The following is a 22,883-nucleotide window of genomic DNA, read 5'->3' on the forward strand; positions in this document are numbered from 1 at the left end:
TTGAGTCATAAACCCTTATAACAAAGGGCTTTGACCAAGTTAGCAACCATTTTTGGTGCCGATTTGATGCCGTAACTTAAAATTAGAGGTTTCTCATGAGTTCCCCGAACTTTTGAGAGGCCTCTTTTTTTCTGTCCTTTGTAATGTGTAAATAAACTTGAGTTGTTGTCTCATCGTCTGTATGGCCAAGACGATCCATGATTTGTAATAATTCAACGCCAGCTTCAGCAAGTAAAGATGTATGTGTATGACGAAGTGAATGTGGTGTTAAATGTTTAGTTATAGATGGCACTCTTTTTAGTACGGCCTTCATTCTGTTTTCTATGGTCTTGATAAAATGCGGATAACCAAAATAAGGCGCGTTCATTCTTGCAAAAACAAAATCTTCATCGTAGTATTCTTGGCTAATTTGCAATTTAATTTCGTTCTGACGGATTTTCTGTCTTTGTAACGTTTTAATTACTTCATCCTCAACAATAATCTTTCGAATAGATCCAGCAGTCTTGGGAGGAAGTAAATGATAATCTTTTGTATTATTTTTAGGATTGTAGTATGTCTTTGTTACATTTATTGTGTTTTCTACAAAGTCAATGTCTTTCCACTTCAGAGCTACTAGCTCTCCCGCTCGAAAACCTGTCCAGGCAAGTGTAAACAACATGGCATATGTTTCCTCATCCATTTCCTTTGCAGCGTCTAAAAACAACTTTAATTCATGCTTCTCAAGGTACTTATCTTCCACCTTTGTATTTTCAATGTCTTCAACAGTCTTTTTATCCTTTGGAATGAAGGCAAACTGTGAGGGGTCAGATACAATTAAATCTTGTTCCATTGCACGCTTAAAAATCATTCTGGCAGTACCATGAATACCTGAGATAGTATTGTGAGCCAGCTGCTTTGTATTTTTTAAATCAGTCAACATATTTTGATACATTTTCTTATTGATATCTTTTAATTTATACTGAGCAAAATATTGATTTAAATGACCTATTTCATGAAGACGAACTCTGACGGTACTAATCTTTCTACTCGTTAATTGATAAACTGACAGCCACTCCTCAGCCATTTCTTGAAAAGTAATATTTGTTTTTGTATCTAAATTTCGTACACCTAACTGATATTCCATTTCTTTAGCAGCGTTCTTAGCATCCTTTTGTTTTAGGAATCCACGCTTTACTACTCTACGGCGATTGCCAGTTTGAGGATCAATACCATTTTCAATAATGAACATCCAACGGTCGCCTTTTTTAGTTTCATATTTTTGGACGCGAGCCATAAAAATTCCTCCTTTGTATTAGAATGTATGTTCGTTTTTGGTTGTAAAAGAAAAGCCCACAGGGGCAGATTCTCTTAAATATTCAAACTATTAGAGACAAAAGCTTGAGAGATTTCAGAACACTTAAGGACATGTAGTTTCTCTTCATACATTTGCAATCTCTTATCAGCGAATTCACAAGTAACACCAAAGGTAACAGCAATTAAGTATATAGCTTCTTGTCTAGATCCAGGTATATCAAGTTTCTGTAACATAAAAGTCGGTACGCAAAAATGGTAAGCGAAATAATTCGCCTGGAACTCCTGTAACTGAAAGAAGGAACGTGGCATCAACATTTGATTACCAGCATGACGTAACTTGTGGCAAAGTTCATGACCAAATTCTTGCCATTGTTCCTCAGGAGTAAGTTTGCTATTAATAATGATTTCGCCTTCATATATACGGCTCGATAAGTTCCTTATGTCTAATGGTATCCTCAAACGCTCAGAAATTATCTTTAAATCTAGCTGGTCAGGGGAACGAATGCCTAGCTTTATATAAAGACGGTCAATCCAATCCTCTAACAAAGATGTTTGATATTTCATTAAAAATCCTCCGCAGTAAAACAATCATTATCTTTAGAAATCTACATGCCTAATCCTGAAATTTAAAAAGAAAGTAATATTTACCTTTCGAAATTTAAAGAAAAGACACGAATTCTAACGTGTCTGTGCAAAATGCCTAAACTTATTATAGAAACTCAATAACCTTCAAACTGCGAACCGAACTGCGAACAGCAAAACAATGCTGTAAGCCTTGATATAAAAGGCTTTTTCACTATGTAATTAACTTACTGGAAACAGTTCAGTGTACGAAGTGTGAACGAAGTGCGAACCAAAACAATAATTAAAGAATTAAAGAATAGGATTATATGCGCGCGTGATTTTATAACATAAATATCTTTTGGTCAATAAGAATTTATTTATCACGCTCTTTAATAAATTCCCAAAAACGAATTAATTCCTCAATCTTTTCGTCAGGAGCACTTTGTAAGTCTTTAAAGAAAATCTCAGTTTTAGGATCTAAGAATTTTCTCCACATAGCATCTTCAGATTTATGATGTTCATTACCCGTTATAAGATAATCAATTGAAACATCGAAGTATTCTGAGAGCTTTTTAACAGTTTCAAAATCTGGTTGACTTTCACCATTTTCATATTTCGCATAACCTTGACGAGATATACCTAGAAGATCAGCCATTGCTTGTTGAGTTGGTCTTCTTTTATCTGCTTTTCTCAACGCCTTTAAGCGATTGTCAAACATAAAAAGTCCTCATTTCTTGTGATCTGTATAGTTGAATTATAGCGCAACAGATAGTTGCAAAAAACATAAAGTAACTAAATGTTGCATTTTTTTATATAAAAGTGTTGACAGCAACCATTAGTTGCATATAGAATAAGAATCAAGAAAGCAACCATTAGTTGCAAAAGGTGGTGTAAGAAAATGAATTTATTGCAACAAACTCTAAAGGCTGCAAGGGAACAAAAAGATTTATCGCAACAGGAAATTGCAAATCAATGCACTGAGAAGGGTAAAAAAATCTCTCGCCAGTTCTACAGCATGATTGAAAATGGCGACAGAAGACCTTCAGTAGATGTTGCTAAAACTGTTGCTGAGATCTTGGGTGTTGAATGGACCATTTTTTTTGAATATAAAAGCAACTAATGGTTGCTAAAAACGAGGGAGGCGCTACTATGTCACGTACTATCGATGAATTAGAAATGGATTTATTCAAAGCTCGAATGGAAGAGTTGTTTCAAAAAGCTTATGAAAAAGGTGTGCAGGATGGGATGCAGCGTTTTTCCTATCCACCGACATTAAAAAACAGTGATATCGCTAATATCTTTCAAATTGCTGATTCAACTGTTGTGAAACTAACAGCGAATCCATCGTTTCCAAGGTTATCTAAAATTAAAGGTCGTTATCCAAGAGACCAAGTGTTTGAATGGATTAACCAAAATTCAAATTGGGTTAAACAAAACACTAATTATTTTAGTAAGAACGTTATGTAATAAAAGGTCTCTAGTATAAGGGTAACATGAAGCCAGTCATAAAAATAGGAACGAAATATGGCTGCAATATCAGAAACTTACAATTGAATATGACAGGGAGAGGTAGTTATGAAAAATAAAGCAAACCTGGGAGAAATGTTAAAGGAACAGGGGAAGACACAGGCGGAATTTGCAAATGAAATTGGCTATGATCAATCAACTATTTCCAAATGGGCAAACGGAAGTCGTGTAATTGCAAAAGAAGCAAAACCTCTTATAGCAAGAGGCATCGATAGTTTCAAGTATTACATCGGTACGATGAAAGAAACTGCAGGTATTTCATTAACTCCTTACATGAATGGAGATCGAATTCACAGGGATATTGCTTCTATGCGAATGCTTGTTGAAAAAGAACGTAGAGAAGCGATGGAGTATTGGAACAAAGACTTCTGGCACATACCAGCTGATCATGCTAATGAGATTGAACGTGAAGAAGTTAGGCAGTTCGTAAAGGAGTATTCAGAAAAGCTTGCAGCTGAATTTAATTTACTTGCTGTTGTATGTGAAAGATACGGTTTCTCCTTAAAACAAATTGATCAGCAACTAGAACTGACCTTGAAATCAAGGGGGCTAGTTAAGTGAGTGTACAAGCTTTAAATATATATGAGCGAGCAAGGGAGTTAGAAGAAGCTGGTTGGGCAGTCATTGAATCGATTGATTTAAACGCTGATATGCAGGAGTTACAAAAAGAAGCATTTGAAACAGTACTTATAACTAGGGAAATTCAAAAGCACTCATTAAGCCGCATAGAACAGATTGTAGCAGATATGCAAAGTAAGGGATTGGATGTTGATATAGTTCCGCGTTACCTCAAAAACAAGGAGGAGACAAGCTATGTATAAGTTGCCAATGATGAAAGCAAGTGAAGTTAGTAAGTGGTGTAAGACGTTGAAGGGTCATCCAGTTTTACTTTTAGATATTGAACGTAGAATTTGGCAAAACGTGAAAGTAAATAAAAAAACAGCTAGCTAATGGGCTTAGCTAACTGCTTTATTCGAAAAACATAATAAACTCGATAAGTAAATTATACCACATTACATAAGTGGGCGACAAGCATTGTTCTTGTCGTCATGGTCAGGAAAATCCTTTATTCATCGGTCCTTAACCGTAAAGGCACAACTCATTTTCCTGGTCATGACGGTGCGAATAAATAGCATCAGAAAGTAGGTGAATAACATGCACTTAGAACATCCTGAAATCACTCAAGTAAATCGTACAGGCTACCTAAATATGGTTGCTCAGTCTGAACATGCTGGCATTGATTATTTCGGAACTGAAATTCTTATTGGTGATGAAATCGTAACGGATGATAACACAGGGGAAGTAGTTTTAAAAGAAGATTTAGAAAAGTACTTGGAAGCAGAGTATGGCTTCAAATTTACAACTGCAAAATAAAAAGCCTGCACGGACCAGGTGCAGACTTCAGATTCACAAGAAATGTAATTACTTACAGTTTATAAAAAAACTTCATAAAAAGCAAATGGATGGTGAGATCAATGCAAGCTGAAATCTTAATACCTACCTCTAACATGAGTGAAGCTGAATGGTTGGAACAGCGACAAAAGGGCATTGGTGGATCAGATGCCGGTGCCATCGCTGGATTAAGCAAGTGGAAATCACCGATTGGAGTTTATCTAGATAAGATAGGCGAATCACCTTCTCAAAGTAGTAACAGTGAAGCAGCCTATTTTGGACACGTCCTTGAAGATGTGGTAGCACAAGAATTTTCTAAGCGAACAGGTTTAAAGGTTCGTCGCCGCAGAGCAATCCTTCAGCATCCAGAACATAGCTTTATGCTAGCTAATGTAGATCGATTAATCATTGGCAAAAAAGAAGGCTTGGAATGTAAAACAGCTAGTGAATATCTGAGAGGCGATTGGGAAGAGGAAGAAATTCCAGCTCAATACTTGATTCAATGTCAGCACTACATGGCTGTCACTGGCTATGAGGCATGGTGGATTGCTGTTTTAATCGGTGGAAATAAATTTGTCCATAAAAAAATAGAGCGTGATGAAGAAATTATTAACTATTTGATTGAAATTGAATCTGATTTTTGGAACAATCACGTGCTTAAGAAAAATCCTCCTGCATTTGATGGATCGGAAGCTTCAACTAATTTATTGAAAGTAATGTATCCAGAAGGGGATGTCAGCTTAGAGCCTGTTGAATTAGCTCCCGAAGCATCTGACTTAATTTCAAACTATGAACAAGCAAAAGTAGAAGAAAAAGAAGCTTCTGAACGTCGTAAAGAGGCTGAAAATAAATTGAAATCATTACTGGGAGAACGCGAAGCAGCATATGCAAGTGATCGTTTAGTTACTTGGAAAACCATTAGTAGCTCACGTGTTAACTCCAAGTTATTAAAAGAAAAATATCCAGAGGTGTATGAAGAAGTAGCTTCAAGTTCGTTATCTCGTAGATTCGGAATTAAATAAGGAGGACATAAAATTGGCCACTAACAATTCAGTTAAAAATCAATTAGCGCAACGAAAAAATAACGTAGCGAAAACGGAGGACACGGGTTTTCAAGGTCAGCTAGCTACAATGTTTAAGCAACAATTTAAAGCAATTACTTCTATTGCTCCCAAACACGTTACTCCTGAGCGTTTAATACGTATCGGAATGAATGCGGCAAGTCGTAACCCTAAGTTAATGGAATGCTCCCCAGAATCAATTGTAGGGGCTGTGGTTAACTGTTCAGTACTTGGCGTTGAGCCTAATTTATTAGGACATGCTTACATTGTTCCTTTTTTCAACGGATCAACAAAACGTATGGAAGCTCAATTTCAATTAGGGTATCGAGGTCTTATTGATTTAGCTAGACGTACAGGTGAAATCACAAGTGTGTACGCTCATGAGGTATATGAAGGTGACGAGTTCGAATACAGCTACGGTTTAGATAAAGATTTAAAGCATAAACCTATCGGTGAAGAAGATGAAAGTAAAATCACTCATTTTTACGCAGTGTACAAATTAAAAGATGGAGCTTTTGACTTTATTGTAATGAGTCGTAAGCAAGTAGAGAAGCATAGAGATCGTTTTACGAAAAGCCAAAAGAACGGCAACGTATTTGGTCCTTGGAAAGACCACTTTACTGAAATGGCCAAGAAAACAGTTCTTATCAAACTTTTAAAAACGGCTCCTATCTCAATTGAACAGCAAGAGACAAGAACAGTTATGGAAGGTTTACAATACGATAATTCCGTTAGCAAGGTCAAAGAAGGACAATTTGGCGATGGGTTTATTGATGCTGAATATCAGGTTGAGGAAGAAATGGAAAACAACCAACCTCAGCAAGAAACTCCAGGAGAAAAGCCAAGCGTCTTTGACTTTGGCGGAGAGGAAATCGATATCAAAGATGAGGATTTACCTTTTGATAAATGAGAGAAGAACGCATAGCATTCCCTCATTGTTACAAATTTTTAGCTAAGAGCAAAGAACAGTATGAAGGCTATATTCAAGGATTTCTTAATCTATATCATCCGCATCTGAAAATGGTGCGGATTGAAAAATACTATGTAATCTGCGTTAAGAAATAAGTAGGAAGGAGGACGTTGTTTTGGAAGGCTGGGTGAAGTACCATCGCAAAATTTTAGAAAATGATATCTGGTATGACGTTACAAGTTTTAGACTCTTCACTTATTTGCTCTTACAAGCAAGTCATCAGGACGGAGTAAAGATTAACGGCATCGAGGTAAATAAAGGACAGTACATAAGATCTTACTCCAAATTAGCAGAAGATCTTGCTTATAAAGAAGGTCGGGGCTCAAAGAAGCTTGCTAAAAGCACTATTTCAAAATCAGTTAAGAAGTTAGTAGACAGTCAAATGATAGAAACTAAAGATACCGAATATGGAACGTTATTCACTATCGTTAACTACTGTAAATACCAAGATTCAGGAAACATCATTGAACGTAATCAAGAGAAAGCTGGTACCACAAGTCCACCTGAAGAAATCAACGTTCCTGCTTTTGATCAAATAGAAAATAAATTCATTCAGCAAAGAGGCTCAGGTCTCAATATAAGTGCCTCAGACGCTCAATCAATTAACGAAGTGTTAAAGCTAGGTATTCCATTAGAAACGATTCTAGAGTGGATGGATACGATTTATGCGCACTATCTTAAAAAGAATAATGGACGGACAATTAGATCCTTTAAATATTACGAAGAAGCCATTAAGACTCAACAACAAAAGCTGCAGCAGCCTAAAACAAATGTTACGCCTTTTCCAAAGCCGAAAAAGGAAAACAGCATAGATGCACTAGCAAGGTTTGCTCAAAAGCACGGGGTCAAGTTAGGAGGTACACAAGATGGAAATACATGAAGCACTAGACATTCTGCAAAGAATAGCTGCTTCCTACACACAGTTTGATTTGACTGGTGAAATCGGAGAACGACGAATTGAGGTTTGGTCTTCTCACCTTATGAAAATGCCATATAAGCCAGTTTTAGAGCGAGTAAATCAACACATTTTACGTGAAAAGTTTCCACCAACTATCGCAGAAGTTTCGGTTAAAGTTCAAACAAATAATGAGTTCTTGGACGAGCAGTCTCAATGGAGAGAACAAGTCAAGCAAGAGAAGAAAGCCGGTAATCATAAGACATTTGTTGATCACTTGTCGCCAGAATTAAAGAAAAAGTACGGTTCCTTTTTAAGGAAGTGAGGGTGAAAACGTGGAGTATCAATTAGGGGTAGAAAATATCGAAGCAGAACAAGCCGTTTTAGGTTCAATCTTTCTTGAGCCAGATTTGTTAGATGAATCTATTTTACAAACACAGCAATATTCAAAAGTTTCGCATAGAGCCATCTTTAAGGCAATGAGAGAGGTTCAGGAAGCAAATAAACAAGTAGATATCGTAACAGTCGTTACCCAGTTAGGAGACGCTATTGAGCAAGTAGGCGGGGTTTCCTATCTAAGTGATTTAACAAATGCGGTTCCAACTACAGCAAACTTTAAAACCTATGAGCAAATGATTCTAGAATCTTATCGAGTCAGGGAAGCACGGAAATTAGGAGCCAAATTAGCAACTGTAACAAGTGAAGAGGAAGTACCAAACATTCTTCAATCATTAGGTGAATTACAAGATATCAAACGAAAAAAGAATCGTACGAAAAGCGATGTTCTAGCAGATATCTTCTCTGATATGAGTACTCCAACGCAAGGGCTCACAGGTATAGACACTGGATTAGATGACTTAAACCGCATGACTGGTGGTTGGCAGGGTGGAGATTTAATTATCGTTGCTGCAAGGCCTTCAATGGGTAAAACAGCATTTGCTTTGAGTTTAGCACAGTCAAATTGCGAAAAAGGCGGCGTGTCCGATATCTTCTCACTTGAAATGTCTGATACACAGCTAGTTAAGCGTATGTTGTCCGGGCTTGGACGGGTGAACGGCAAGAAATGGTCAAATCCATTTGAAGAATTTACGAATGAAGATCATGAAAATATGGCAAATGCCATTGGCCATTATGAAAAATGGGATATCAATATTCACGATGAACCTACCCAAACGGTTTACGACATTCGTTCAAAAATCAAAGAATCATTCAAGGAACATCCAGATAAAAAGCACTTAGTCATCATTGATTACCTGCAGCTTATTTCATCTGTTGGAAAGTTTGAACGGAAAGATTTAGAAATTGGTCATATCTCAGGCATGTTAAAGAAAATTGCTCGTGAGTTTAATGTCCCTGTCATTGCCTTATCACAGCTCTCTAGGGGCGTAGAGCAACGCCAAGATAAACGTCCGATGATGTCCGATATTCGTGAATCAGGAAGCATTGAACAAGATGCAGACGTTATCAGTTTTTTATACCGTGATGATTATTACAACAAGGATTCAGAAAATCCAGGCATTACAGAAATCATTTTAGGAAAACAGCGAAACGGTCCAGTCGGTACCGTACAAACGTTATTTAGAAAAGAGTACGGCCAGTTCCTCAACTTGTCAAAACAGCTAGAGGCCAAGATGGAGGCTGAGTTAATTGGATAAAAATCAGGTGTTTCAAGAAATGAAAAAATATTATGGTCAAACAGGAAAAGTTATGGATCCTCATGTGTTTCAATCACAGTTTTCAGGTTCTGTTTCAGCTCAAGAAGCAACATTAGGGATTTTGATGTTCGACCAATACTTAGACAGCGAGGTGAGAGGAAGTGGCTCTATTAGCTAAAGCAGTTCGGCAACGTCAAAGTTATTTAATTAATGAGTTGGTGCGATACGGATATTTTAAAACTTCTAATGGTAGACAGTTATACGAATTAAGCCTAACTGAGTTAGAGCAAGTTCATATTCAAGTTAAATCTAATTTCGGCAAGCAATTAGGAAATGGGGAATGATGAAATGATTGAATTCACGGTATATGGAGAGCCGGTCGCTCAAGGTCGTCCAAGAGCAAGTACTCGAGGCGGTTTCGTTAAAATGTACGATCCAAAGAAATCAAAGGATTTCAAACAGTATGTAAAGCTAGTTGCTTCTGAATATAAGCCAAGTCAATTACTTTCAGGTCCTTTACAGCTTGACGTGAAAGTGTTCAAACCAACTCTTAAGTCTTTCAGTAAAAAGAAAAAAATCGAAGCAGAGCAAGGTTTGTTACGTCCTATCAGTAAACCAGATGTTGATAACTATGTAAAAGGCATTAAGGATGCTTTAAATAAAGTCATTTGGAATGACGACAGCCAGATTGTTGATTTGCATGTAAGTAAATTTTATTCCGAAACACCTCGTATTGAAGTAGCTGTACAAATGCTTGAAGTACAGCAAGAACAAATGTCTTTACTATCAAACTAAAATTCTAGGAGGAAATTAATTATGTCATATGCAGAATTCAATCCAGTGGTAAAAAAGGTAAATCTTAAAGCAGACGGTAAAAAAGAAATCGTTCTTGAAATTGGTGATTCTGGTTTAGATGGAAAGCTTGACACATTGGCAAAAATGATTGGCTGCACGGTGCAATGCGCTATTGAGTCTCAAGTAGTCAGCTTTAACATCACATTAAATGCTCAGACAAATGAGCCTCTTAAAACATATAAAGTCGATAACAAAGGGATTGTATCGGAAGTCGAGCCAGCTGCTGAACAGATTGAAGCAGATCTTGGTTTACCTAAAGAAAAAGTGAAAACGGTAGAAGAGAAACAAGAAATTGAGTTGTCTGTAGTTGATGAATTTATCTCAAGTGGTCTTGCTCCACAATTTGAAACAGAATTTGCTTATGACATTCCTCAAGTCATTAAACGAAAAAATGACGGTGAAACGTATATGAAGATTGCAAATGAATTAAATATCTCCTCTGGAACCATTGTTGAGTTAGTGGATCAGTACCGTGCTAAGGTTGCTCCTTTAGCTGAGAAGTGGAAGGAATGGAAAGATAGCCAGGAAGAGCAAACTGAAACGCCTGCTGAAGCTAAAAAAGAAGTGAAGGAAGAGTTAGACCTTTCAGTCCCTGAAGCAGCATCAGAAGAGAAGATTGAAGAGTCTGACGATAATGCGGAAGATGGCGCAGCTTAACGTTATTATCGCTGATGACCGTCCCTCTTGGATTAAAAAAGAAGATGAGCTTGCGGCGTGCCAGACACGCTGCTCTCTTTTCAAAAAGTGTTCAACTCGATGTGGTACGGAATGCAAGAAGCTAGGTGGAGATGTGATACCAAAAGTTAATTTTCAGAGGAGGAAGGTGTATGGATCAAGCAACAATCTTTGATTTCCTAGAAGAAGTACCCGAAACGAATAAGAGATACTGCTTGTTCTTTCCAACAGAGTGGGGATGGCGTCCAGCGACTGCTAAAGTGGTTAAAGTTGATGTGGAAAATCGAAATGTTTTTTGCGATATAACTTCTAATATTATTGGAAAACAAAAGTGGTTGTACTGTACGGTATTAAGTTTTGATCAGTTTTATAAAGCATTTGAACAAATGAAAAAATCTTTGAATTTATTGGAGGGGACGAAATGACCCTACAAAACTTAAAGCCTGGTGAACTATTAGAGCTTCGGATAATTGGTATGCATGCGATTTGCAAGTTCTTAAGCTACTGCAGAAGACCTGCTCACATTCATGTTGAAGTTACACAAGTCCTTTTTGGAAATGTGAAAGTAGGACGTGAAGCATGTATTCCTATCACAAAATACATGGCTCGCTATAATCCACCAGGAGACGTTCAAGTCATTTTATCTAGTGAAGATCAGAAGTTAGCTGATAGGTTGATTCTGGCTTTAGAAAAGCAGCTGTTTGATTATCACGTTAACAAGGCACTTGATAACAGGGATAAGGACAAGTTCCTTGAATTGGTGAGGGGGATGAATGATGGAACGCTTAGAGCTCATTAAAAGAAGCACTGGTTTCACAGCAGAACATGGTAACGGCTTATACGTGGATGTTTTAAGCGCTAATGACTTCAATTGGATGATTCACAAGATTGAAAGTCTATCTGAAGAAAATAAACAGTTACAAAGAGCTTACGAGAGTGTATCTAAGGACCATCTGGAATTAAAAAGAAGCTATGCTCAAACGTCTCGTAAATTGAAGAAGAGCCGTGAAGATCGTCAGTTTGCTAAAAACGAATTAGATAAATTGAAAAGATTAACGGGAGGAGTATTGAAATGAATTTAACAAAGTTATTTGATATGCAGCGTGTACTTGATCAGCGCATTATGGATAAGCATCCTGAATTGAAAGGGCAGGATAACTTAGATTGGAAGGTCCTTGCTCTACAAGTTGAGCTTGGTGAATGTGCGAATGAGCATAGAGGTTTTAAAAAATGGAGCAATGACCAGGAGCCAAGAACATTTAAAAGGTTGAATTGTCCTGATTGCATGAAAAAAGGCTATTACAGAGGAAACCCTCCAAAAGATGAAGAGAAAGGCGATCATGGTCTAGGCAATCACTGGTACTTTTGTGATACATGCGCTGGTTATCTTGTAGTAGATAAAAACCCTTTGTTAGAAGAATATGTGGACTGCTTACATTTTGTCTTAACAATTGGGATTGAATTAGGATTTACCGATATTGAAATTTGGAGCATTCAAGAAGAAGGTAATACATCACAGTTTTTAAAATGCTTTGAAGCTATTAATTCCTTGTATCTTGTCTATAGAGTTGACGGTCAAGTTACTAAAGAAATATATGAAAATCTATTCGGTACCTTTGTAGAGTTAGGTGAAATGCTTGGGTTCACTTGGGAACAAATTGAACAGGCTTACTTCGAAAAAAATAAAATCAATCACACACGCCAAGAACAGGGATATTGAGGGGGATAAAACAATGGAAATCATGGTTGGCCAAAATTATAAAATTACATCGGATGCGCTTAACATCATCTTAAATAAAAAGTATTTCAAAAAGGATAAGGAAGGCAATGCAACTGAGGAATTTCTTTTCAGACAAATTGGCTATTACAACAGTCTTGATTCAGCGTTTAACGCTCTCATAGAGAAAGAAATCAAAGGTAGTGATGCAATTAGTCTTGATGAATTGAAAAAGCATGTAGCAGGCGTAAAACAGGATATCTTTGAGGCTTTGAAGTCGGTGAAGGTTGAAAGTGCGGTGAATGTGTAAAAGGCGGTTTGATGGCACACAGCTTAATGGGTTCTCCTAACGCTTCAATTCCAAACCCACAGCTGGACTTGTGACTTATAACGACTTAGCTTTAGATTGGCCCCATGCAGGGATAAATAAAAAAGACGCTCAGCCAAGAGCGTCCTTACAGGTAAAATAATTTTATAAAAGGTAGTTTCATTATACACTAGGTGGAACAAAAAAAGACCAGGAACATCTTCCCAGTAAACCTAATGAAATTATAACATGAGGAGGTATTTTCTGGTGAGTGTAAATACAGAGAAAATGACCGCTGAAATAGACTTGATGAACAATAAAAAAATGTACGTTGTAAAAGATGGCCAGCTAATTGAACATGATCTACCGGATTACGGAGAAACGTTAGTTATTACCCTGGGCGGTAAGGTCGATAGATTGGAAACTAAGACGAAAAGGAAGGTGTAATAATGCCAGTTTGTTATTATTGTGGATCTGCTAAAGTAGTATCTCAAAGACACGGTAAGCCAGCATGTGAAGATTGTCTTGAAGAGGAAGTGTATTCAAGTAAACGTTCAAATCAGATGCTGACAGAAGATGAAAAAGCAGTTCGTTTAAAATATATTTTACAAACTTTTAAAGAAGCATTTTCAGAAAAAGAATAACAAGCCTTAACGGAAAAACCGAGGGCACTGAGTAAGCAATAGCTTATTTGGTGTCCTTTTTATTTTATAAAAGGGGATATGGCCATGAATCCAACTCTACGTGATCAGTTGAATCAATGGAAAAAAGATAAAGATGTGGTTGAAAAAGAGAAAAAACGTAACAGTAGAAAGAAAAAATGTTATCAGAAACAGCCAAAACCTTATCAAAAGCAAGAAAAACGTACAGAAAAGCTTTCTACTCGTGATGTAATGGATTTAATGGGAACGAATCGCCAAATCCTTACAAGGGGCAAAGGCGGAGCATATAGACAAAAATAAGAGGGGGCTATGTGATGGCAGCAATACAAACTTCATTACTTCGTGATGTTGATGGAAAAGAAACAAAGGTAAACGTGGAAAAAGCATTTGCAGATTATCGCATGTACATGATGACTGTACCAGAAGATATTATGCCAAAGGTTACACCTAGCTACTCACTGGTACCGCCTAGCAATACAAATGCTTTTCATTCATCTACTGAAGATACTGCTATTAAAAGAGTCGATTACGAAATAAAAAGAGATAATTTCATGCAGCGAGTGCAACGAGCGGTGAACCGGCTAAGTAAAAGAGAACGTGAATTAGTCATTAAAACCTATATGACTTATGAAGACGTATATGCTTTTGATGTCTACAATGAAATGGGAATTAGCGAAGCAACTTATTATAGAATACGCGAGCAGGCTTTCTACAAGCTTGCCTTCGCTCTACAACTTCAAGTATATAAAGAAACCGAGACACCTGCCTAAGGGGTCTTTTTTATTTGTGAGAGAAACGTGAGAGGATTGTGAGGGAAAGACGAAAGATTATTTCGTTTTAAGGGTGCTATTATGGTATTAACAGAAAATGTTCATTAGAGAGATCTAAAGCAAGAATCATATTGCTAAGTAAGAGTACTTGCTTTAGATTTGAGAGTGATTTTATTACATCTCTTGTAATTTTGAAATCATATATTTTGTTATCTCCTCTAATTTCATATCGTTAGGGTTAGAAGAGATTTCTTCATTCACATCTTTATATGTAATTCTTTTGCCTGTTTGAATTTCTTCAACAAGTTTTGGAATTACAGAGCTGACAGTTTTGTAATAAACAAGATATTCTTTTTCATCTACAGTCACTATTAAGGTATTTACATTATTGTTATGCATCCATGCGCTCGACATTAGTTTCACCTCCTTATTTCAATTACAATATTCGACAATTAAAAGGTATTTCCTACTAATTGTTGATATAATTGGGAAGGGGGAGGTGATAAAAATGAGAGAAAACGAAGAATTTCTTTATAATGTTTCGTATTTACAAGAAAAGTTAGACGATGCTTTTAGTGACGCTAGGGCATCCTATAAAGTTCTTGAGAAACAGGATTCTGATTTGAGGTATCAATTGTCTCTAACTTATATGAATATGTCTTTTCAAAGTTATATAGAGGCTAAAAGAATCTATAAAGAAGCTCATTTAGAGCATCACGAATTCGAGGGTTTCTTTGAAGCCTATAAAAATTATAAGTTTGAGTTAAAACAAGTTATTATTGAAAAAGATCAAAATACCTCATGGCTATATTCAAGGTATGAAACCTTATCAAAAGAGAAGAAAGAATTAGATCTCTTTATTAAAGGAGTCTTTCAAAACAGTTAATGAAAATGGGGGATAACATGAGTACAGCTGGACGTTGGAGACGATTAGATCCAAGTGGGATTAATCCTTTATTAAGACCAGGTGCAATTTAATAAATTAGGAGAAGGACGCTGATTCATCGGTGTCCTTTATTTTTTTCTAAAATAAGAAAAATGTGTTAACTATTCCTTTCTGTCCGATATAATTGAGGCGGGGAGGTGATAACTATGGAAAGACAAGAGCTAGCTAAAAGAATAAGAGAGAGTGTTCAATCTATTGACCGAGAAAAGGTTCTTCAAACTTTTTATGCAATTGAAAGACAAATGCATATGTTTAGGGTTAATGAGATTGGGCTTCAAGCAACATACCCTAACATGAAATACGAGAGCGATCACTTAAAATTAAATAAATTCACATTGAATGGCATTTCTCTAGTATTTAAAGTAAATCAAGAGCAAGATAGAATCTCTGTTACAAAAGAATCTGAAGAAATCGTTGAAGAACTAGATGAGATATTCTCAGAAGATGGTGTAGCAAAATGTAAAGATGGGGAGTTCGATCCTGAAGAACTAACTAGATACTTAAATCAGTGTTTCGCTGACTTAGTTCAATAATTAAAGAACGAAAAGCATCCTTTCGAGGGTGCTTTTTTATTTGGAGGGAAAATCATGTTGGTAGCATTTGAGATTGTATTAATGATTGTTATGTTGATGTTGACAATTGGAGCAATAGCAGAGCAAAAGAAAGAGCTAAGAAGAGATATTCAATACATCCTTCTTATCGATACGCTTGTATTAACTGCTCTGTTTCTTTTCGCTAATTAGGTTGAACTTATAGTCAGCCTATAAGAGTGAGCCAAAGTTGAACTGAGGGAGTGTGAGGCATGATAAATAAAGAGATTGCAATTATAAGTGATGGTGGAAAAAACGAATGGATCTGGATGCCCGAAGGTACACTTATTGTTATGGATCAACCATATTTCTTATCGCCATTACCTAAAGGGACAAAGGTACTTTCTCCGAATGGAGCGAAAGAGCTGCTTGCTCAAAATAAGATTCCAACCTATAAGTGTAACGTTACAGATAAATAAGCGTTACAGCCCGTCATAACAATAACTACATTAAATGACCGCTGTAATGTTTCACTTGTAACGTTTAAATGTAACGCAACAAACGTAACAGAATGGAGGTGTAACGTTACATGGCACGTCAATCAAAAATTGAGAAATATGGGTGTGAAGAAATCGTTTTTGCAGGTCTTAAAGCTAATCCTCCTAAATCCACTAGACAGATTGCTGAGGAGTGTTCTGAACAGGCAGGAGTAAACATATCTCATACTGCTGTAGCTCGTTATATAGAGTCAACGAAAGACCAGGAGCAACGGCAAAGGAAAGAGGTCATCAAAGAAGATAAGCGTCGTGTTATGAAAGTGGTGAATCAGGAGTTTGATATTATCCAGCTTCAGTACAAGACGACTGAGAGGCTTCTTGCTCGCTTTGAATTAGTGGATGACCTACCCGAATACTTTGATCAGCGAATGGACGATTTAAAAGAGAATCTCCTATCCGCTCTTCATGAAGGAGGGGAGATTGACTATGATTACTTAGATGACTGGAAAGCTAGCTTCAATAAAGAGCTAAAGCGTAAGGTCTACGAGATAACCACGTTAAATAAAGAATTAAGGGAAAATACAAAGTTTCTCGTTGATTTAAGAGAGAAAGCTTTTGAATTCAGCTTAATTCAAGAGTATCTCTCTATTTTTATGGACAAATTCAGAGACGTGTCAGAAGAAGGATACGAGGTTGCTATTCAGCATTTAGCTGCTAACCCTCGTATGCAAAAGATTGTAGACCAGCATATGCAATTAAGGGGTGAAGCTTAATGTGTTAGGTAAATTTCATGATCGCTTACGTGAGCAAGCAACAGGCTTTGCTAAACGTAATGACCAAAAGCCAGAGGATGCTAAAACGCGTATTCAGAAAAGGATTTTTATTCGTACTAAAGATAAGAATGTCGTGAACTTGAAATTCAATCCTATCCAGTCTATTTACTGGGAGGAACGGACAAACCGTGACATTATCTTAAAACCACGTCAATTAGGATTCTCTACATTGATTTTGTCCGAGTTCTTTGACGATACGATTAATAATCCAAATACAACCACTGTTATTATTGCTCATGATTCAGAGAGTACTAAGAAGCTGTTTAATGCTGTTCAATTCATGTACAACAATCTACCTGAAGCAAAGAAGATGCAGCTGAATAACGGCAAGACAAAGCCGAAATACGGCAACCGAAAAGAGTTCTATTTTGAAGCGCTCAACAGCCGTATTACAGTTGGTACCGCTGGAAGTACAGACTTTGGACGGGGTGATACCATTCATAACCTTCACTGTTCAGAGGTTGCCTTCTGGCCTGATCCTGAAACCTTAATGACAGGGTTGCTTCAAGCAGTTCCTAGGGATGGCCGTATCGTTCTTGAAACAACAGCAAATGGTGTAGGAAACTATTTCTACCGTACCTATCAAGAGGCAAAACAAGGCGTGGTTGATTGGAAGCCTAAGTTCTATCGTTGGTTTGATCATCCCGACTATCAGCTATCTTTAGAAGGTGAGGAGTTCAAACCTACCAAAGCAGAGCAGCGTATTATTGAGCTCTACAGTTTAACTCTTGAGCAAGTGAAATGGCGCCGCTGGAAGATATCTGAAATGCCTGAAAAGGATGGGATGTCTAAAGAGGAACATTTTCTTCAAGAGTATCCAGAGGATGACCAAAGCTGTTTCTTAAGCTCAGGTCGTCCAGTATTCAATCTCAAGGATTTAAAACAAATGATTGAGGTTGCCAAGCAGAAGCCTTATACGACTCACTACATTGATTACGTGGATAACATGAATCATTCCATTGTTGAGCAAGATGAAGGCGAGCTATGGATTTGGAAAGAGCCAGATCCTAATGAGCGTTACTTGATTGCATGTGACGTATCTGAGGGGAAATCAAACGGTGACTATTCAGCTGCTCATGTATTTGAATGGTCGAGTGGAGAGCAAGTTGCTGAGTTATACGGGCATTGGGACCCGGATATTTTCGGCAAGAAATTAGCTGTCCTTGGCTGGCATTACAATACGGCAATGATAGGACCTGAACGTAATAACCACGGTCACAGTGTACTTAATACGCTTATCAATCAAGTTGCCTACGATAACCTTTATTATCACGTTGAATATGATTCAAAAACAGGGGAGGAAAAGAAAGAGCCAGGATGGCCAACTACCCCTAAGACTCGCCCTATTATGATGTCTGAATTACGAACCATTATGAGAGAAGGTTTAATGACCTTAAATAGTACTCGATTACTTGGTGAATGCTTTACCTTTATTGTGAATGACAAAGGTAAGGAAGAGGCGCAAGGAGGCTGTCATGATGATTTAGTCATGGCATTTGCAATTGGCATTCAATTACGTAAATACATGCCAGCTCCTAAATATGTACTGAATTCGTTTATCACAGGTTTTTCAATGAATGGAGGTGAGAATTAATGGGACTACTCGATGGATTCAAAGCATGGCGTGCTGAAAGGCAATTCAAGAAGTTCACTCGCAATCTTAGCCACTCAATCAATAGCCGCTTAGAAAGTGGTAGACAAACCCATGAGAAGTGGGAGAAGCAGTTTTCTTGGTATGAGGGTGTCATGATTAACCGCAATGAGTTCCGCAATAAGGATGTTATGGAGAGCCTTAAAATTATTCGTGACTTAAACCCAGACGCTTCAATGGCTATATGGAACTTTCTTCGCCTATCCAATACAGGACATGAGCTTGAATGCTTAAAGCCTACAGGCTCTAATGACAAGCAGGGGCTAGATTATATTAATGGTCTAGCAAAACGTGTAGGTGCTCTATATGGCGGCGGCATGGATCAACTGATTAATGTATTGAACCTTACAGGGTTTACACAAGGAGCCATTTGTTTAGAGGTTGAATTGAATGAGGGCTTGAATGATGTAGTAGACTTTCATGCGGTAGATCCTAGCACTGTAGATTTTCGGAAGGATAAGGAAACCGGTGAAGTCCAATTGGTGCAGAAGCAATCGGATGGTACATATAAGGTGCTAAACCGAGAGCAGGTATTCTATTTACCGTTTGATCCCGATATTGGAGACCCTTATGGTCGTTCTCCTATCCTGCCACTCTTGCAAATTGTCTTCTTTCAGGTTGAGGTATTGAAAGATTTAAAAGCGGTCGCTCATAATCAAGGGCATGCCCGTTTAGATATCTCTGTAGCCGAAGAAGCCATTCTGAAAAACATCCCTCAAGAAATTAAGATGAAGGGTGCAGAAGCTATTGCTAATTACGCTCAAACCTTTGTTACATCAATCGAAAATCGATTCAAACAACTGAAAGCCGATGACAATTTTTTTCACTCTGATTCTGTTAATGTTGCTATGGTTGGGGGTACCGCTGGTAAATCAATGGACGCCACAGCCTTAATCAATATTATTAATCAGCAACTAGTTTCTGCCTTAAAACAGTTACCTATCCTTTTGGGGCGTAATGAAGGTACTACAGAAACGCATGGTACTGTTCAATGGCAAATATATGTCGCTGGTATTGAAAGCATTCAGCGAGGTGTTAAGCGTGTTATAGAACGTGCTTATAATGTTGCGTTGCAAGTACAAGGTAGACAGAGTAAAGCTCGTTTAACCTTTAATAAACTTCGTACAACAGACCGTTTCCAAGATGCTCAAGCTGAACAAATAGAAACAAATACCTGGATAGCAAGGGTTATTCAAGGTTGGGTGGATAATGATGAAGCTTCAAATGCTGTTGTTGGTCATGATGCAGTTGGCGAACCACAAGCACCAGTTACAACATCGCCAGCTATTGCAAGGTCAAGGCGTGTGCAAGTCAAGCGCCAACCAAAAACACGAGCTGATGATACTGAAGATGAGTATGTAAAGGAAATGCAAGGTGATTGGGTACCTGAAGTTGCTGTTCTAACAACAAAAGCAGCTGATGATTTCTACAATCTGTTACAGAACCAAGTAGAAACATATATCAGTAGACTTGAGGAAGCCGACACGCCTCCTACGCGTGTATTGATAGATGTTCATAGGTTTATGTATTCAAACAATCGAAAAGACCTTTCAGACGTTCCTAAATCGTTCATTGATTGGATTAAGTCCAATATCTTAACAGATGAAGGCGAGCAATTGGAATTGTGGGATGCAGCAGGCTTTGATTGGATAGAGCAATCAGCCAAAATAGCAGGAATGTATAACATTATGGAAATTGATACAGAGCTTGTATTTGATGATACAGCTGATGATTTCTTGCGTTCCTTATCTGATCGTTCTCGAAGGGATGCTGAATTGATCCAAGGCGTTACTGATGAACATGTAATCATGGCATTGTGGGATGTTGCTTTTGAAGGACAGTACAGTGTGGCCAAGGCAGCTAATGCATTACGAGAAGACTTTGCTTTCTCAAAAGGGAGAGCAAGAACTATCGCTCGTACTGAAATGGTAGGAGCTGCAAGAACTGGTCAATGGCATTCTGATAAGCAATCAGGTATGGTCATCGGTAAGATATGGCGTTCTGCTCAACAAGACCGCACAAGGGATGGTCATAGAGAAGCTGATGGGCAGAGAAAAACATTGGATGAGCCGTTTTACGTGCAAAACGCAAACGAAGAGTTTGAGCCGTTAATGTATCCTGGTGATAGCTCAAAAGCTTCGGCAGATAACGTCATTAACTGTCGTTGCTGGTATAAACGTATCCTTGAAGGCGAAGAGGACCTATTGAAAGGATGATATTGTGGTAAACGAAAAATCATGGAAGGAATTTAAAGACAGTGGATTGCTTTGGTGGATTAATATGCTTCTCCATACTTTTGGCTGGGCAATAGTATTTGAAGTTGAAGGTGAAGAGATTAAACGTGTTTTTCCTGCCAGAGTAAAATTTAGAGGGTTTGGTGAAGAAGAAAACACTAAGGGATACCAAGAGATAAGCCAGTATTTAGCCGATAACGCTACTTTTTTAAAGCAAGAAGCTGATGAATGAGGACTTTGGAGGGAGGTGAATAACAAATGGGATCAGCTTTACATTTACCGGTGCGCTTACAAGTAGCACAAGAACAGGAAATCGATTTAGATGCAATTAACCGTCATACGCTTGAGCCTGTCACAGCCGATGATATCTTTACATTCTCAGGTGTTTGCTCAAATGATCGATTAGATTCTTATTTCACAAGAATGGACCCTGTAACCACATTAAGAAACTATGCTGCTGATTTAAATAATGGCGTGAGTTTGTTAGGAAACCATAATATCTATACAGCTCCTTTTGGACGTTCATATGGTGGTCAGTTAATTCAAGATGATACTGACAATGCAAATGCAGTTCGGGGCGATTGGTACATCCTTAAAGGTGTAAAAATCAATGGTGAATCTACAGACGATACTATACGAGCTATTAAAGCTGGTATTACACGCGATATGTCTGTTGGCTTTTCTGATGAGTCCTATCGTTGTGGTTCTTGTGGTCGTGATTTATGGGATTGGGAATGTCCACATATTCCAGGGCTAGAAGATGAACAAGGTCGAATGTCCTTTGCTTGGATTGAAAACGCTAGGCTTAGAGAAGTATCGACTGTATATAAAGGCGCTACACCTGGTGCTTACATCGACAAGGCGAGAGCTTATGTCCAACAAGGTGAATTAGAAGAAAATAAAATAGCGAAATTAGAGCAACGCTTCCAAACTCGTTTTGAACGAAAAGATGGCGCTGCTTTTTTTATGCCTAAAAGGGAGGATAACAAAAATATGAACTTAATTGAACAGGTTCGAAGCGCTCTAAAAGAAGGAAAGCTTGAAAAAAGTGCTGTTTATAATGTTTTATCGTCAGAAGGTGAAGTCTTTCGTCAACCAGAGGATGTTCAATTACGCAATGAATTGGGCGAGCAAGCCACCGTAGAAGGCGTTAAGCAATTGAAAGTGGAAGCAGAGCAAGGGCGCCAATATGCAGCTGATTTAGTTGATCAAGCTGTTGCGTCTCGCACACGCGCTCAAGGTGAAGGATTTAATGCTGAATCCTATAAAAACATGCTTGTACGCGCAGCTGACCTAGACTACATCAAGGATGAAATCAAAGCTTACGAGGAAATGGCAGAACAACGTTTTACACCAGGTCGTCAAACAAATCCTGATGACCCTAATCGTGGTCATGGCGCAGGCAATGAAGAGGACAACATCATTGTTTCAGAATCATACAAAGGAGATGAGAAGTAATGTTTAACAAAGTAGGCGGTATTGTACCAGATAGTTATGGATTATCCCTCACTGTTTTTGCGCAAGATGCTACATCTGAAAGCCCAGTGAAGGCAGGAACACCACTTAAATTAGCAACAACAGGTGCTTATCATGCAGTTAAATGCGCTGATGGTGATGTTATTCAATTAATGGCCAAGCATACTGTCACATCAAAAGAAGCTCCACTTGGTGTATACGATTATATCCACAAACGTAATAATGAGTTTCCATACACAGGTACCATTGCTGTTGGTGATTCAGTAGTTGCGAATGGCACTGGTGGCGTAAAGAAAGCAACCGAAGCCAATGGTTCTTATGTGGCATTAGTTAATTCAAGTAAAGGCACAGTAGAAGTTCTACTGCCTTAATG

38 protein-coding genes are annotated in these 22,883 nt (G+C 37.9%); 34 read left to right on the forward strand and 4 right to left on the reverse strand.

The window, feature by feature from the left end; translation table 11 throughout:
- Positions 1–82: 82 nt before the first annotated feature.
- The 3 genes from OK414_RS14535 to OK414_RS14545 form a co-directional block, all read right to left on the reverse strand.
- Complete coding sequence (locus tag OK414_RS14535; protein ID WP_263046021.1) at positions 83–1,273, reverse strand: site-specific integrase; 1,191 nt, start codon at positions 1,271–1,273, stop codon at positions 83–85.
- A 74-nt stretch (positions 1,274–1,347) separates the two neighbouring features.
- Positions 1,348–1,857: an ImmA/IrrE family metallo-endopeptidase gene (locus OK414_RS14540; RefSeq protein WP_263046022.1), complete on the reverse strand. Its 510-nt coding sequence runs from the start codon at positions 1,855–1,857 to the stop codon at positions 1,348–1,350.
- 373 nt (positions 1,858–2,230) lie between these two features.
- The gene (locus OK414_RS14545; protein ID WP_225519392.1) at positions 2,231–2,575 is read right to left on the reverse strand and encodes a helix-turn-helix domain-containing protein; all 345 of its coding nucleotides are present in this window, start codon (positions 2,573–2,575) and stop codon (positions 2,231–2,233) included.
- A gap of 180 nt (positions 2,576–2,755) precedes the next feature.
- Here OK414_RS14545 and OK414_RS14550 point away from each other — a divergent pair, with 180 nt between their 5' ends.
- The 24 genes from OK414_RS14550 to OK414_RS14665 all read left to right on the forward strand — a co-directional run bounded on the left by OK414_RS14550 (position 2,756) and on the right by OK414_RS14665 (position 14,343).
- Entirely contained in the window at positions 2,756–2,977 is a 222-nt protein-coding gene (locus tag OK414_RS14550; RefSeq protein WP_263046023.1) for a helix-turn-helix transcriptional regulator, read from the forward strand.
- A gap of 29 nt (positions 2,978–3,006) precedes the next feature.
- On the forward strand, positions 3,007–3,324 hold the full coding sequence (locus tag OK414_RS14555; RefSeq protein ID WP_225519390.1) for a hypothetical protein: 318 nt from the start codon (positions 3,007–3,009) through the stop codon (positions 3,322–3,324).
- A 108-nt stretch (positions 3,325–3,432) separates the two neighbouring features.
- A complete protein-coding gene (locus OK414_RS14560) occupies positions 3,433–3,945 on the forward strand; it encodes a helix-turn-helix domain-containing protein (protein WP_263046024.1) in 513 nt (170 codons plus the stop codon).
- On the forward strand, positions 3,942–4,205 hold the full coding sequence (locus tag OK414_RS14565) for a hypothetical protein (RefSeq protein ID WP_263046025.1): 264 nt from the start codon (positions 3,942–3,944) through the stop codon (positions 4,203–4,205). The genes OK414_RS14560 and OK414_RS14565 overlap by 4 nt, the downstream gene beginning before the upstream one ends.
- Positions 4,198–4,335, forward strand: a complete 138-nt coding sequence (locus OK414_RS14570; RefSeq protein ID WP_263046026.1) for a hypothetical protein — start codon at positions 4,198–4,200, stop codon at positions 4,333–4,335. The genes OK414_RS14565 and OK414_RS14570 overlap by 8 nt, the downstream gene beginning before the upstream one ends.
- 204 nt (positions 4,336–4,539) lie before the next feature.
- A complete protein-coding gene (locus OK414_RS14575; RefSeq protein ID WP_263046027.1) occupies positions 4,540–4,758 on the forward strand; it encodes a YqaI family protein in 219 nt (72 codons plus the stop codon).
- A 101-nt stretch (positions 4,759–4,859) separates the two neighbouring features.
- Positions 4,860–5,798 carry a YqaJ viral recombinase family protein gene (locus OK414_RS14580; protein WP_263046028.1) on the forward strand — a complete coding sequence of 313 codons (939 nt, stop codon included), beginning with the start codon at positions 4,860–4,862 and terminating at the stop codon, positions 5,796–5,798.
- A 13-nt stretch (positions 5,799–5,811) separates the two neighbouring features.
- Complete coding sequence (locus tag OK414_RS14585; RefSeq protein ID WP_263046029.1) at positions 5,812–6,747, forward strand: recombinase RecT; 936 nt, start codon at positions 5,812–5,814, stop codon at positions 6,745–6,747.
- A gap of 175 nt (positions 6,748–6,922) precedes the next feature.
- Complete coding sequence (locus OK414_RS14590; protein ID WP_263046030.1) at positions 6,923–7,687, forward strand: hypothetical protein; 765 nt, start codon at positions 6,923–6,925, stop codon at positions 7,685–7,687.
- Positions 7,674–8,027, forward strand: coding sequence for a replicative helicase loader/inhibitor (locus OK414_RS14595; RefSeq protein WP_114895492.1), 354 nt, complete (start codon positions 7,674–7,676; stop codon positions 8,025–8,027). Before OK414_RS14590 ends, OK414_RS14595 begins: the two co-directional genes overlap by 14 nt.
- A gap of 10 nt (positions 8,028–8,037) precedes the next feature.
- Positions 8,038–9,357: a replicative DNA helicase gene (dnaB, locus tag OK414_RS14600; protein WP_263046031.1), complete on the forward strand. Its 1,320-nt coding sequence runs from the start codon at positions 8,038–8,040 to the stop codon at positions 9,355–9,357.
- The gene (locus OK414_RS14605; RefSeq protein ID WP_263046032.1) at positions 9,350–9,535 is read left to right on the forward strand and encodes a hypothetical protein; all 186 of its coding nucleotides are present in this window, start codon (positions 9,350–9,352) and stop codon (positions 9,533–9,535) included. The genes dnaB and OK414_RS14605 overlap by 8 nt, the downstream gene beginning before the upstream one ends.
- A complete protein-coding gene (locus OK414_RS14610; RefSeq protein WP_263046033.1) occupies positions 9,519–9,701 on the forward strand; it encodes a Fur-regulated basic protein FbpA in 183 nt (60 codons plus the stop codon). The genes OK414_RS14605 and OK414_RS14610 overlap by 17 nt, the downstream gene beginning before the upstream one ends.
- Before the next feature lie 4 nt (positions 9,702–9,705).
- Positions 9,706–10,152 (forward strand): RusA family crossover junction endodeoxyribonuclease, encoded by a 447-nt coding sequence (locus tag OK414_RS14615; protein ID WP_098779083.1) that lies wholly within the window; start codon positions 9,706–9,708, stop codon positions 10,150–10,152.
- Between the two features lie 21 nt (positions 10,153–10,173).
- Positions 10,174–10,869, forward strand: coding sequence for a helix-turn-helix domain-containing protein (locus OK414_RS14620; protein ID WP_263046034.1), 696 nt, complete (start codon positions 10,174–10,176; stop codon positions 10,867–10,869).
- Between the two features lie 170 nt (positions 10,870–11,039).
- A complete protein-coding gene (locus OK414_RS14625; RefSeq protein WP_263046035.1) occupies positions 11,040–11,312 on the forward strand; it encodes a hypothetical protein in 273 nt (90 codons plus the stop codon).
- Positions 11,309–11,686, forward strand: coding sequence for a hypothetical protein (locus tag OK414_RS14630; RefSeq protein WP_263046036.1), 378 nt, complete (start codon positions 11,309–11,311; stop codon positions 11,684–11,686). Before OK414_RS14625 ends, OK414_RS14630 begins: the two co-directional genes overlap by 4 nt.
- The gene (locus OK414_RS14635) at positions 11,661–11,963 is read left to right on the forward strand and encodes a hypothetical protein (protein WP_263046037.1); all 303 of its coding nucleotides are present in this window, start codon (positions 11,661–11,663) and stop codon (positions 11,961–11,963) included. The genes OK414_RS14630 and OK414_RS14635 overlap by 26 nt, the downstream gene beginning before the upstream one ends.
- Positions 11,960–12,607 carry a dUTP diphosphatase gene (locus tag OK414_RS14640; protein ID WP_263046038.1) on the forward strand — a complete coding sequence of 216 codons (648 nt, stop codon included), beginning with the start codon at positions 11,960–11,962 and terminating at the stop codon, positions 12,605–12,607. Before OK414_RS14635 ends, OK414_RS14640 begins: the two co-directional genes overlap by 4 nt.
- A 13-nt stretch (positions 12,608–12,620) precedes the next feature.
- Complete coding sequence (locus OK414_RS14645) at positions 12,621–12,914, forward strand: hypothetical protein (RefSeq protein ID WP_263046039.1); 294 nt, start codon at positions 12,621–12,623, stop codon at positions 12,912–12,914.
- Positions 12,915–13,178: 264 nt separating this feature from the next.
- Entirely contained in the window at positions 13,179–13,358 is a 180-nt protein-coding gene (locus OK414_RS14650; RefSeq protein ID WP_263046040.1) for an XtrA/YqaO family protein, read from the forward strand.
- Between the two features lie 2 nt (positions 13,359–13,360).
- The gene (locus tag OK414_RS14655) at positions 13,361–13,555 is read left to right on the forward strand and encodes a hypothetical protein (RefSeq protein WP_263046041.1); all 195 of its coding nucleotides are present in this window, start codon (positions 13,361–13,363) and stop codon (positions 13,553–13,555) included.
- Positions 13,556–13,639: 84 nt separating this feature from the next.
- Positions 13,640–13,873, forward strand: coding sequence for a hypothetical protein (locus OK414_RS14660; protein ID WP_263046042.1), 234 nt, complete (start codon positions 13,640–13,642; stop codon positions 13,871–13,873).
- Positions 13,874–13,887: 14 nt separating this feature from the next.
- On the forward strand, positions 13,888–14,343 hold the full coding sequence (locus OK414_RS14665) for an ArpU family phage packaging/lysis transcriptional regulator (RefSeq protein ID WP_233335370.1): 456 nt from the start codon (positions 13,888–13,890) through the stop codon (positions 14,341–14,343).
- A gap of 174 nt (positions 14,344–14,517) precedes the next feature.
- On the opposite strand, the gene OK414_RS14670 is transcribed toward OK414_RS14665, so the two are convergent.
- Complete coding sequence (locus OK414_RS14670) at positions 14,518–14,757, reverse strand: hypothetical protein (protein ID WP_263046043.1); 240 nt, start codon at positions 14,755–14,757, stop codon at positions 14,518–14,520.
- Positions 14,758–14,851: 94 nt separating this feature from the next.
- Between OK414_RS14670 and OK414_RS14675 the strand changes: the two genes are divergently transcribed.
- The 10 genes from OK414_RS14675 (at position 14,852) to OK414_RS14720 (ending at position 22,881) form a co-directional block, all read left to right on the forward strand.
- Entirely contained in the window at positions 14,852–15,229 is a 378-nt protein-coding gene (locus OK414_RS14675) for a hypothetical protein (protein ID WP_263046044.1), read from the forward strand.
- A gap of 206 nt (positions 15,230–15,435) precedes the next feature.
- On the forward strand, positions 15,436–15,822 hold the full coding sequence (locus tag OK414_RS14680; RefSeq protein WP_263046045.1) for a hypothetical protein: 387 nt from the start codon (positions 15,436–15,438) through the stop codon (positions 15,820–15,822).
- Between the two features lie 54 nt (positions 15,823–15,876).
- Positions 15,877–16,032 (forward strand): hypothetical protein, encoded by a 156-nt coding sequence (locus tag OK414_RS14685; protein WP_263046046.1) that lies wholly within the window; start codon positions 15,877–15,879, stop codon positions 16,030–16,032.
- Between the two features lie 59 nt (positions 16,033–16,091).
- A complete protein-coding gene (locus OK414_RS14690) occupies positions 16,092–16,298 on the forward strand; it encodes a hypothetical protein (RefSeq protein ID WP_263046047.1) in 207 nt (68 codons plus the stop codon).
- A 110-nt stretch (positions 16,299–16,408) separates the two neighbouring features.
- On the forward strand, positions 16,409–17,089 hold the full coding sequence (locus OK414_RS14695; RefSeq protein WP_263046048.1) for a hypothetical protein: 681 nt from the start codon (positions 16,409–16,411) through the stop codon (positions 17,087–17,089).
- Position 17,090: 1 nt separating this feature from the next.
- A complete protein-coding gene (locus OK414_RS14700) occupies positions 17,091–18,743 on the forward strand; it encodes a terminase large subunit domain-containing protein (protein WP_263046049.1) in 1,653 nt (550 codons plus the stop codon).
- Entirely contained in the window at positions 18,743–21,016 is a 2,274-nt protein-coding gene (locus OK414_RS14705; RefSeq protein ID WP_263046050.1) for a phage head morphogenesis protein, read from the forward strand. Before OK414_RS14700 ends, OK414_RS14705 begins: the two co-directional genes overlap by 1 nt.
- A 4-nt stretch (positions 21,017–21,020) precedes the next feature.
- Positions 21,021–21,266 (forward strand): hypothetical protein, encoded by a 246-nt coding sequence (locus OK414_RS14710; RefSeq protein ID WP_263046051.1) that lies wholly within the window; start codon positions 21,021–21,023, stop codon positions 21,264–21,266.
- Between the two features lie 26 nt (positions 21,267–21,292).
- Complete coding sequence (locus OK414_RS14715; protein WP_263046052.1) at positions 21,293–22,492, forward strand: hypothetical protein; 1,200 nt, start codon at positions 21,293–21,295, stop codon at positions 22,490–22,492.
- A complete protein-coding gene (locus OK414_RS14720) occupies positions 22,492–22,881 on the forward strand; it encodes a hypothetical protein (protein ID WP_263046053.1) in 390 nt (129 codons plus the stop codon). The genes OK414_RS14715 and OK414_RS14720 overlap by 1 nt, the downstream gene beginning before the upstream one ends.
- Positions 22,882–22,883 lie beyond the last annotated feature (2 nt).

This window comes from Priestia sp. JV24, from assembly GCF_025910025.1.
Lineage (GTDB): Bacteria > Bacillota > Bacilli > Bacillales > Bacillaceae_H > Priestia > Priestia megaterium.

Bases quoted from the DNA above. Each gene is read 5' to 3' on its own strand.
- OK414_RS14655 (WP_263046041.1), top strand. From the start codon at position 13,361: ATGCCAGTTTGTTATTATTGTGGATCTGCTAAAGTAGTATCTCAAAGA.
- OK414_RS14695 (WP_263046048.1), top strand. From the start codon at position 16,409: ATGGCACGTCAATCAAAAATTGAGAAATATGGGTGTGAAGAAATCGTT.
- OK414_RS14570 (WP_263046026.1), top strand. From the start codon at position 4,198: ATGTATAAGTTGCCAATGATGAAAGCAAGTGAAGTTAGTAAGTGGTGT.
- OK414_RS14555 (WP_225519390.1), top strand. From the start codon at position 3,007: ATGTCACGTACTATCGATGAATTAGAAATGGATTTATTCAAAGCTCGA.
- OK414_RS14535 (WP_263046021.1), bottom strand. From the start codon at position 1,273: ATGGCTCGCGTCCAAAAATATGAAACTAAAAAAGGCGACCGTTGGATG.
- OK414_RS14635 (WP_263046037.1), top strand. From the start codon at position 11,661: ATGATGGAACGCTTAGAGCTCATTAAAAGAAGCACTGGTTTCACAGCA.
- OK414_RS14540 (WP_263046022.1), bottom strand. From the start codon at position 1,857: ATGAAATATCAAACATCTTTGTTAGAGGATTGGATTGACCGTCTTTAT.
- OK414_RS14615 (WP_098779083.1), top strand. From the start codon at position 9,706: ATGATTGAATTCACGGTATATGGAGAGCCGGTCGCTCAAGGTCGTCCA.
- OK414_RS14680 (WP_263046045.1), top strand. From the start codon at position 15,436: ATGGAAAGACAAGAGCTAGCTAAAAGAATAAGAGAGAGTGTTCAATCT.
- OK414_RS14595 (WP_114895492.1), top strand. From the start codon at position 7,674: ATGGAAATACATGAAGCACTAGACATTCTGCAAAGAATAGCTGCTTCC.
- OK414_RS14645 (WP_263046039.1), top strand. From the start codon at position 12,621: ATGGAAATCATGGTTGGCCAAAATTATAAAATTACATCGGATGCGCTT.
- OK414_RS14720 (WP_263046053.1), top strand. From the start codon at position 22,492: ATGTTTAACAAAGTAGGCGGTATTGTACCAGATAGTTATGGATTATCC.
- OK414_RS14545 (WP_225519392.1), bottom strand. From the start codon at position 2,575: ATGTTTGACAATCGCTTAAAGGCGTTGAGAAAAGCAGATAAAAGAAGA.
- OK414_RS14675 (WP_263046044.1), top strand. From the start codon at position 14,852: ATGAGAGAAAACGAAGAATTTCTTTATAATGTTTCGTATTTACAAGAA.
- OK414_RS14630 (WP_263046036.1), top strand. From the start codon at position 11,309: ATGACCCTACAAAACTTAAAGCCTGGTGAACTATTAGAGCTTCGGATA.
- OK414_RS14550 (WP_263046023.1), top strand. From the start codon at position 2,756: ATGAATTTATTGCAACAAACTCTAAAGGCTGCAAGGGAACAAAAAGAT.
- OK414_RS14575 (WP_263046027.1), top strand. From the start codon at position 4,540: ATGCACTTAGAACATCCTGAAATCACTCAAGTAAATCGTACAGGCTAC.
- OK414_RS14660 (WP_263046042.1), top strand. From the start codon at position 13,640: ATGAATCCAACTCTACGTGATCAGTTGAATCAATGGAAAAAAGATAAA.
- OK414_RS14715 (WP_263046052.1), top strand. From the start codon at position 21,293: ATGGGATCAGCTTTACATTTACCGGTGCGCTTACAAGTAGCACAAGAA.
- OK414_RS14705 (WP_263046050.1), top strand. From the start codon at position 18,743: ATGGGACTACTCGATGGATTCAAAGCATGGCGTGCTGAAAGGCAATTC.
- OK414_RS14665 (WP_233335370.1), top strand. From the start codon at position 13,888: ATGGCAGCAATACAAACTTCATTACTTCGTGATGTTGATGGAAAAGAA.
- OK414_RS14670 (WP_263046043.1), bottom strand. From the start codon at position 14,757: ATGTCGAGCGCATGGATGCATAACAATAATGTAAATACCTTAATAGTG.
- OK414_RS14580 (WP_263046028.1), top strand. From the start codon at position 4,860: ATGCAAGCTGAAATCTTAATACCTACCTCTAACATGAGTGAAGCTGAA.
- OK414_RS14690 (WP_263046047.1), top strand. From the start codon at position 16,092: ATGATAAATAAAGAGATTGCAATTATAAGTGATGGTGGAAAAAACGAA.
- OK414_RS14560 (WP_263046024.1), top strand. From the start codon at position 3,433: ATGAAAAATAAAGCAAACCTGGGAGAAATGTTAAAGGAACAGGGGAAG.
- OK414_RS14685 (WP_263046046.1), top strand. From the start codon at position 15,877: ATGTTGGTAGCATTTGAGATTGTATTAATGATTGTTATGTTGATGTTG.
- OK414_RS14620 (WP_263046034.1), top strand. From the start codon at position 10,174: ATGTCATATGCAGAATTCAATCCAGTGGTAAAAAAGGTAAATCTTAAA.
- OK414_RS14640 (WP_263046038.1), top strand. From the start codon at position 11,960: ATGAATTTAACAAAGTTATTTGATATGCAGCGTGTACTTGATCAGCGC.
- OK414_RS14625 (WP_263046035.1), top strand. From the start codon at position 11,040: ATGGATCAAGCAACAATCTTTGATTTCCTAGAAGAAGTACCCGAAACG.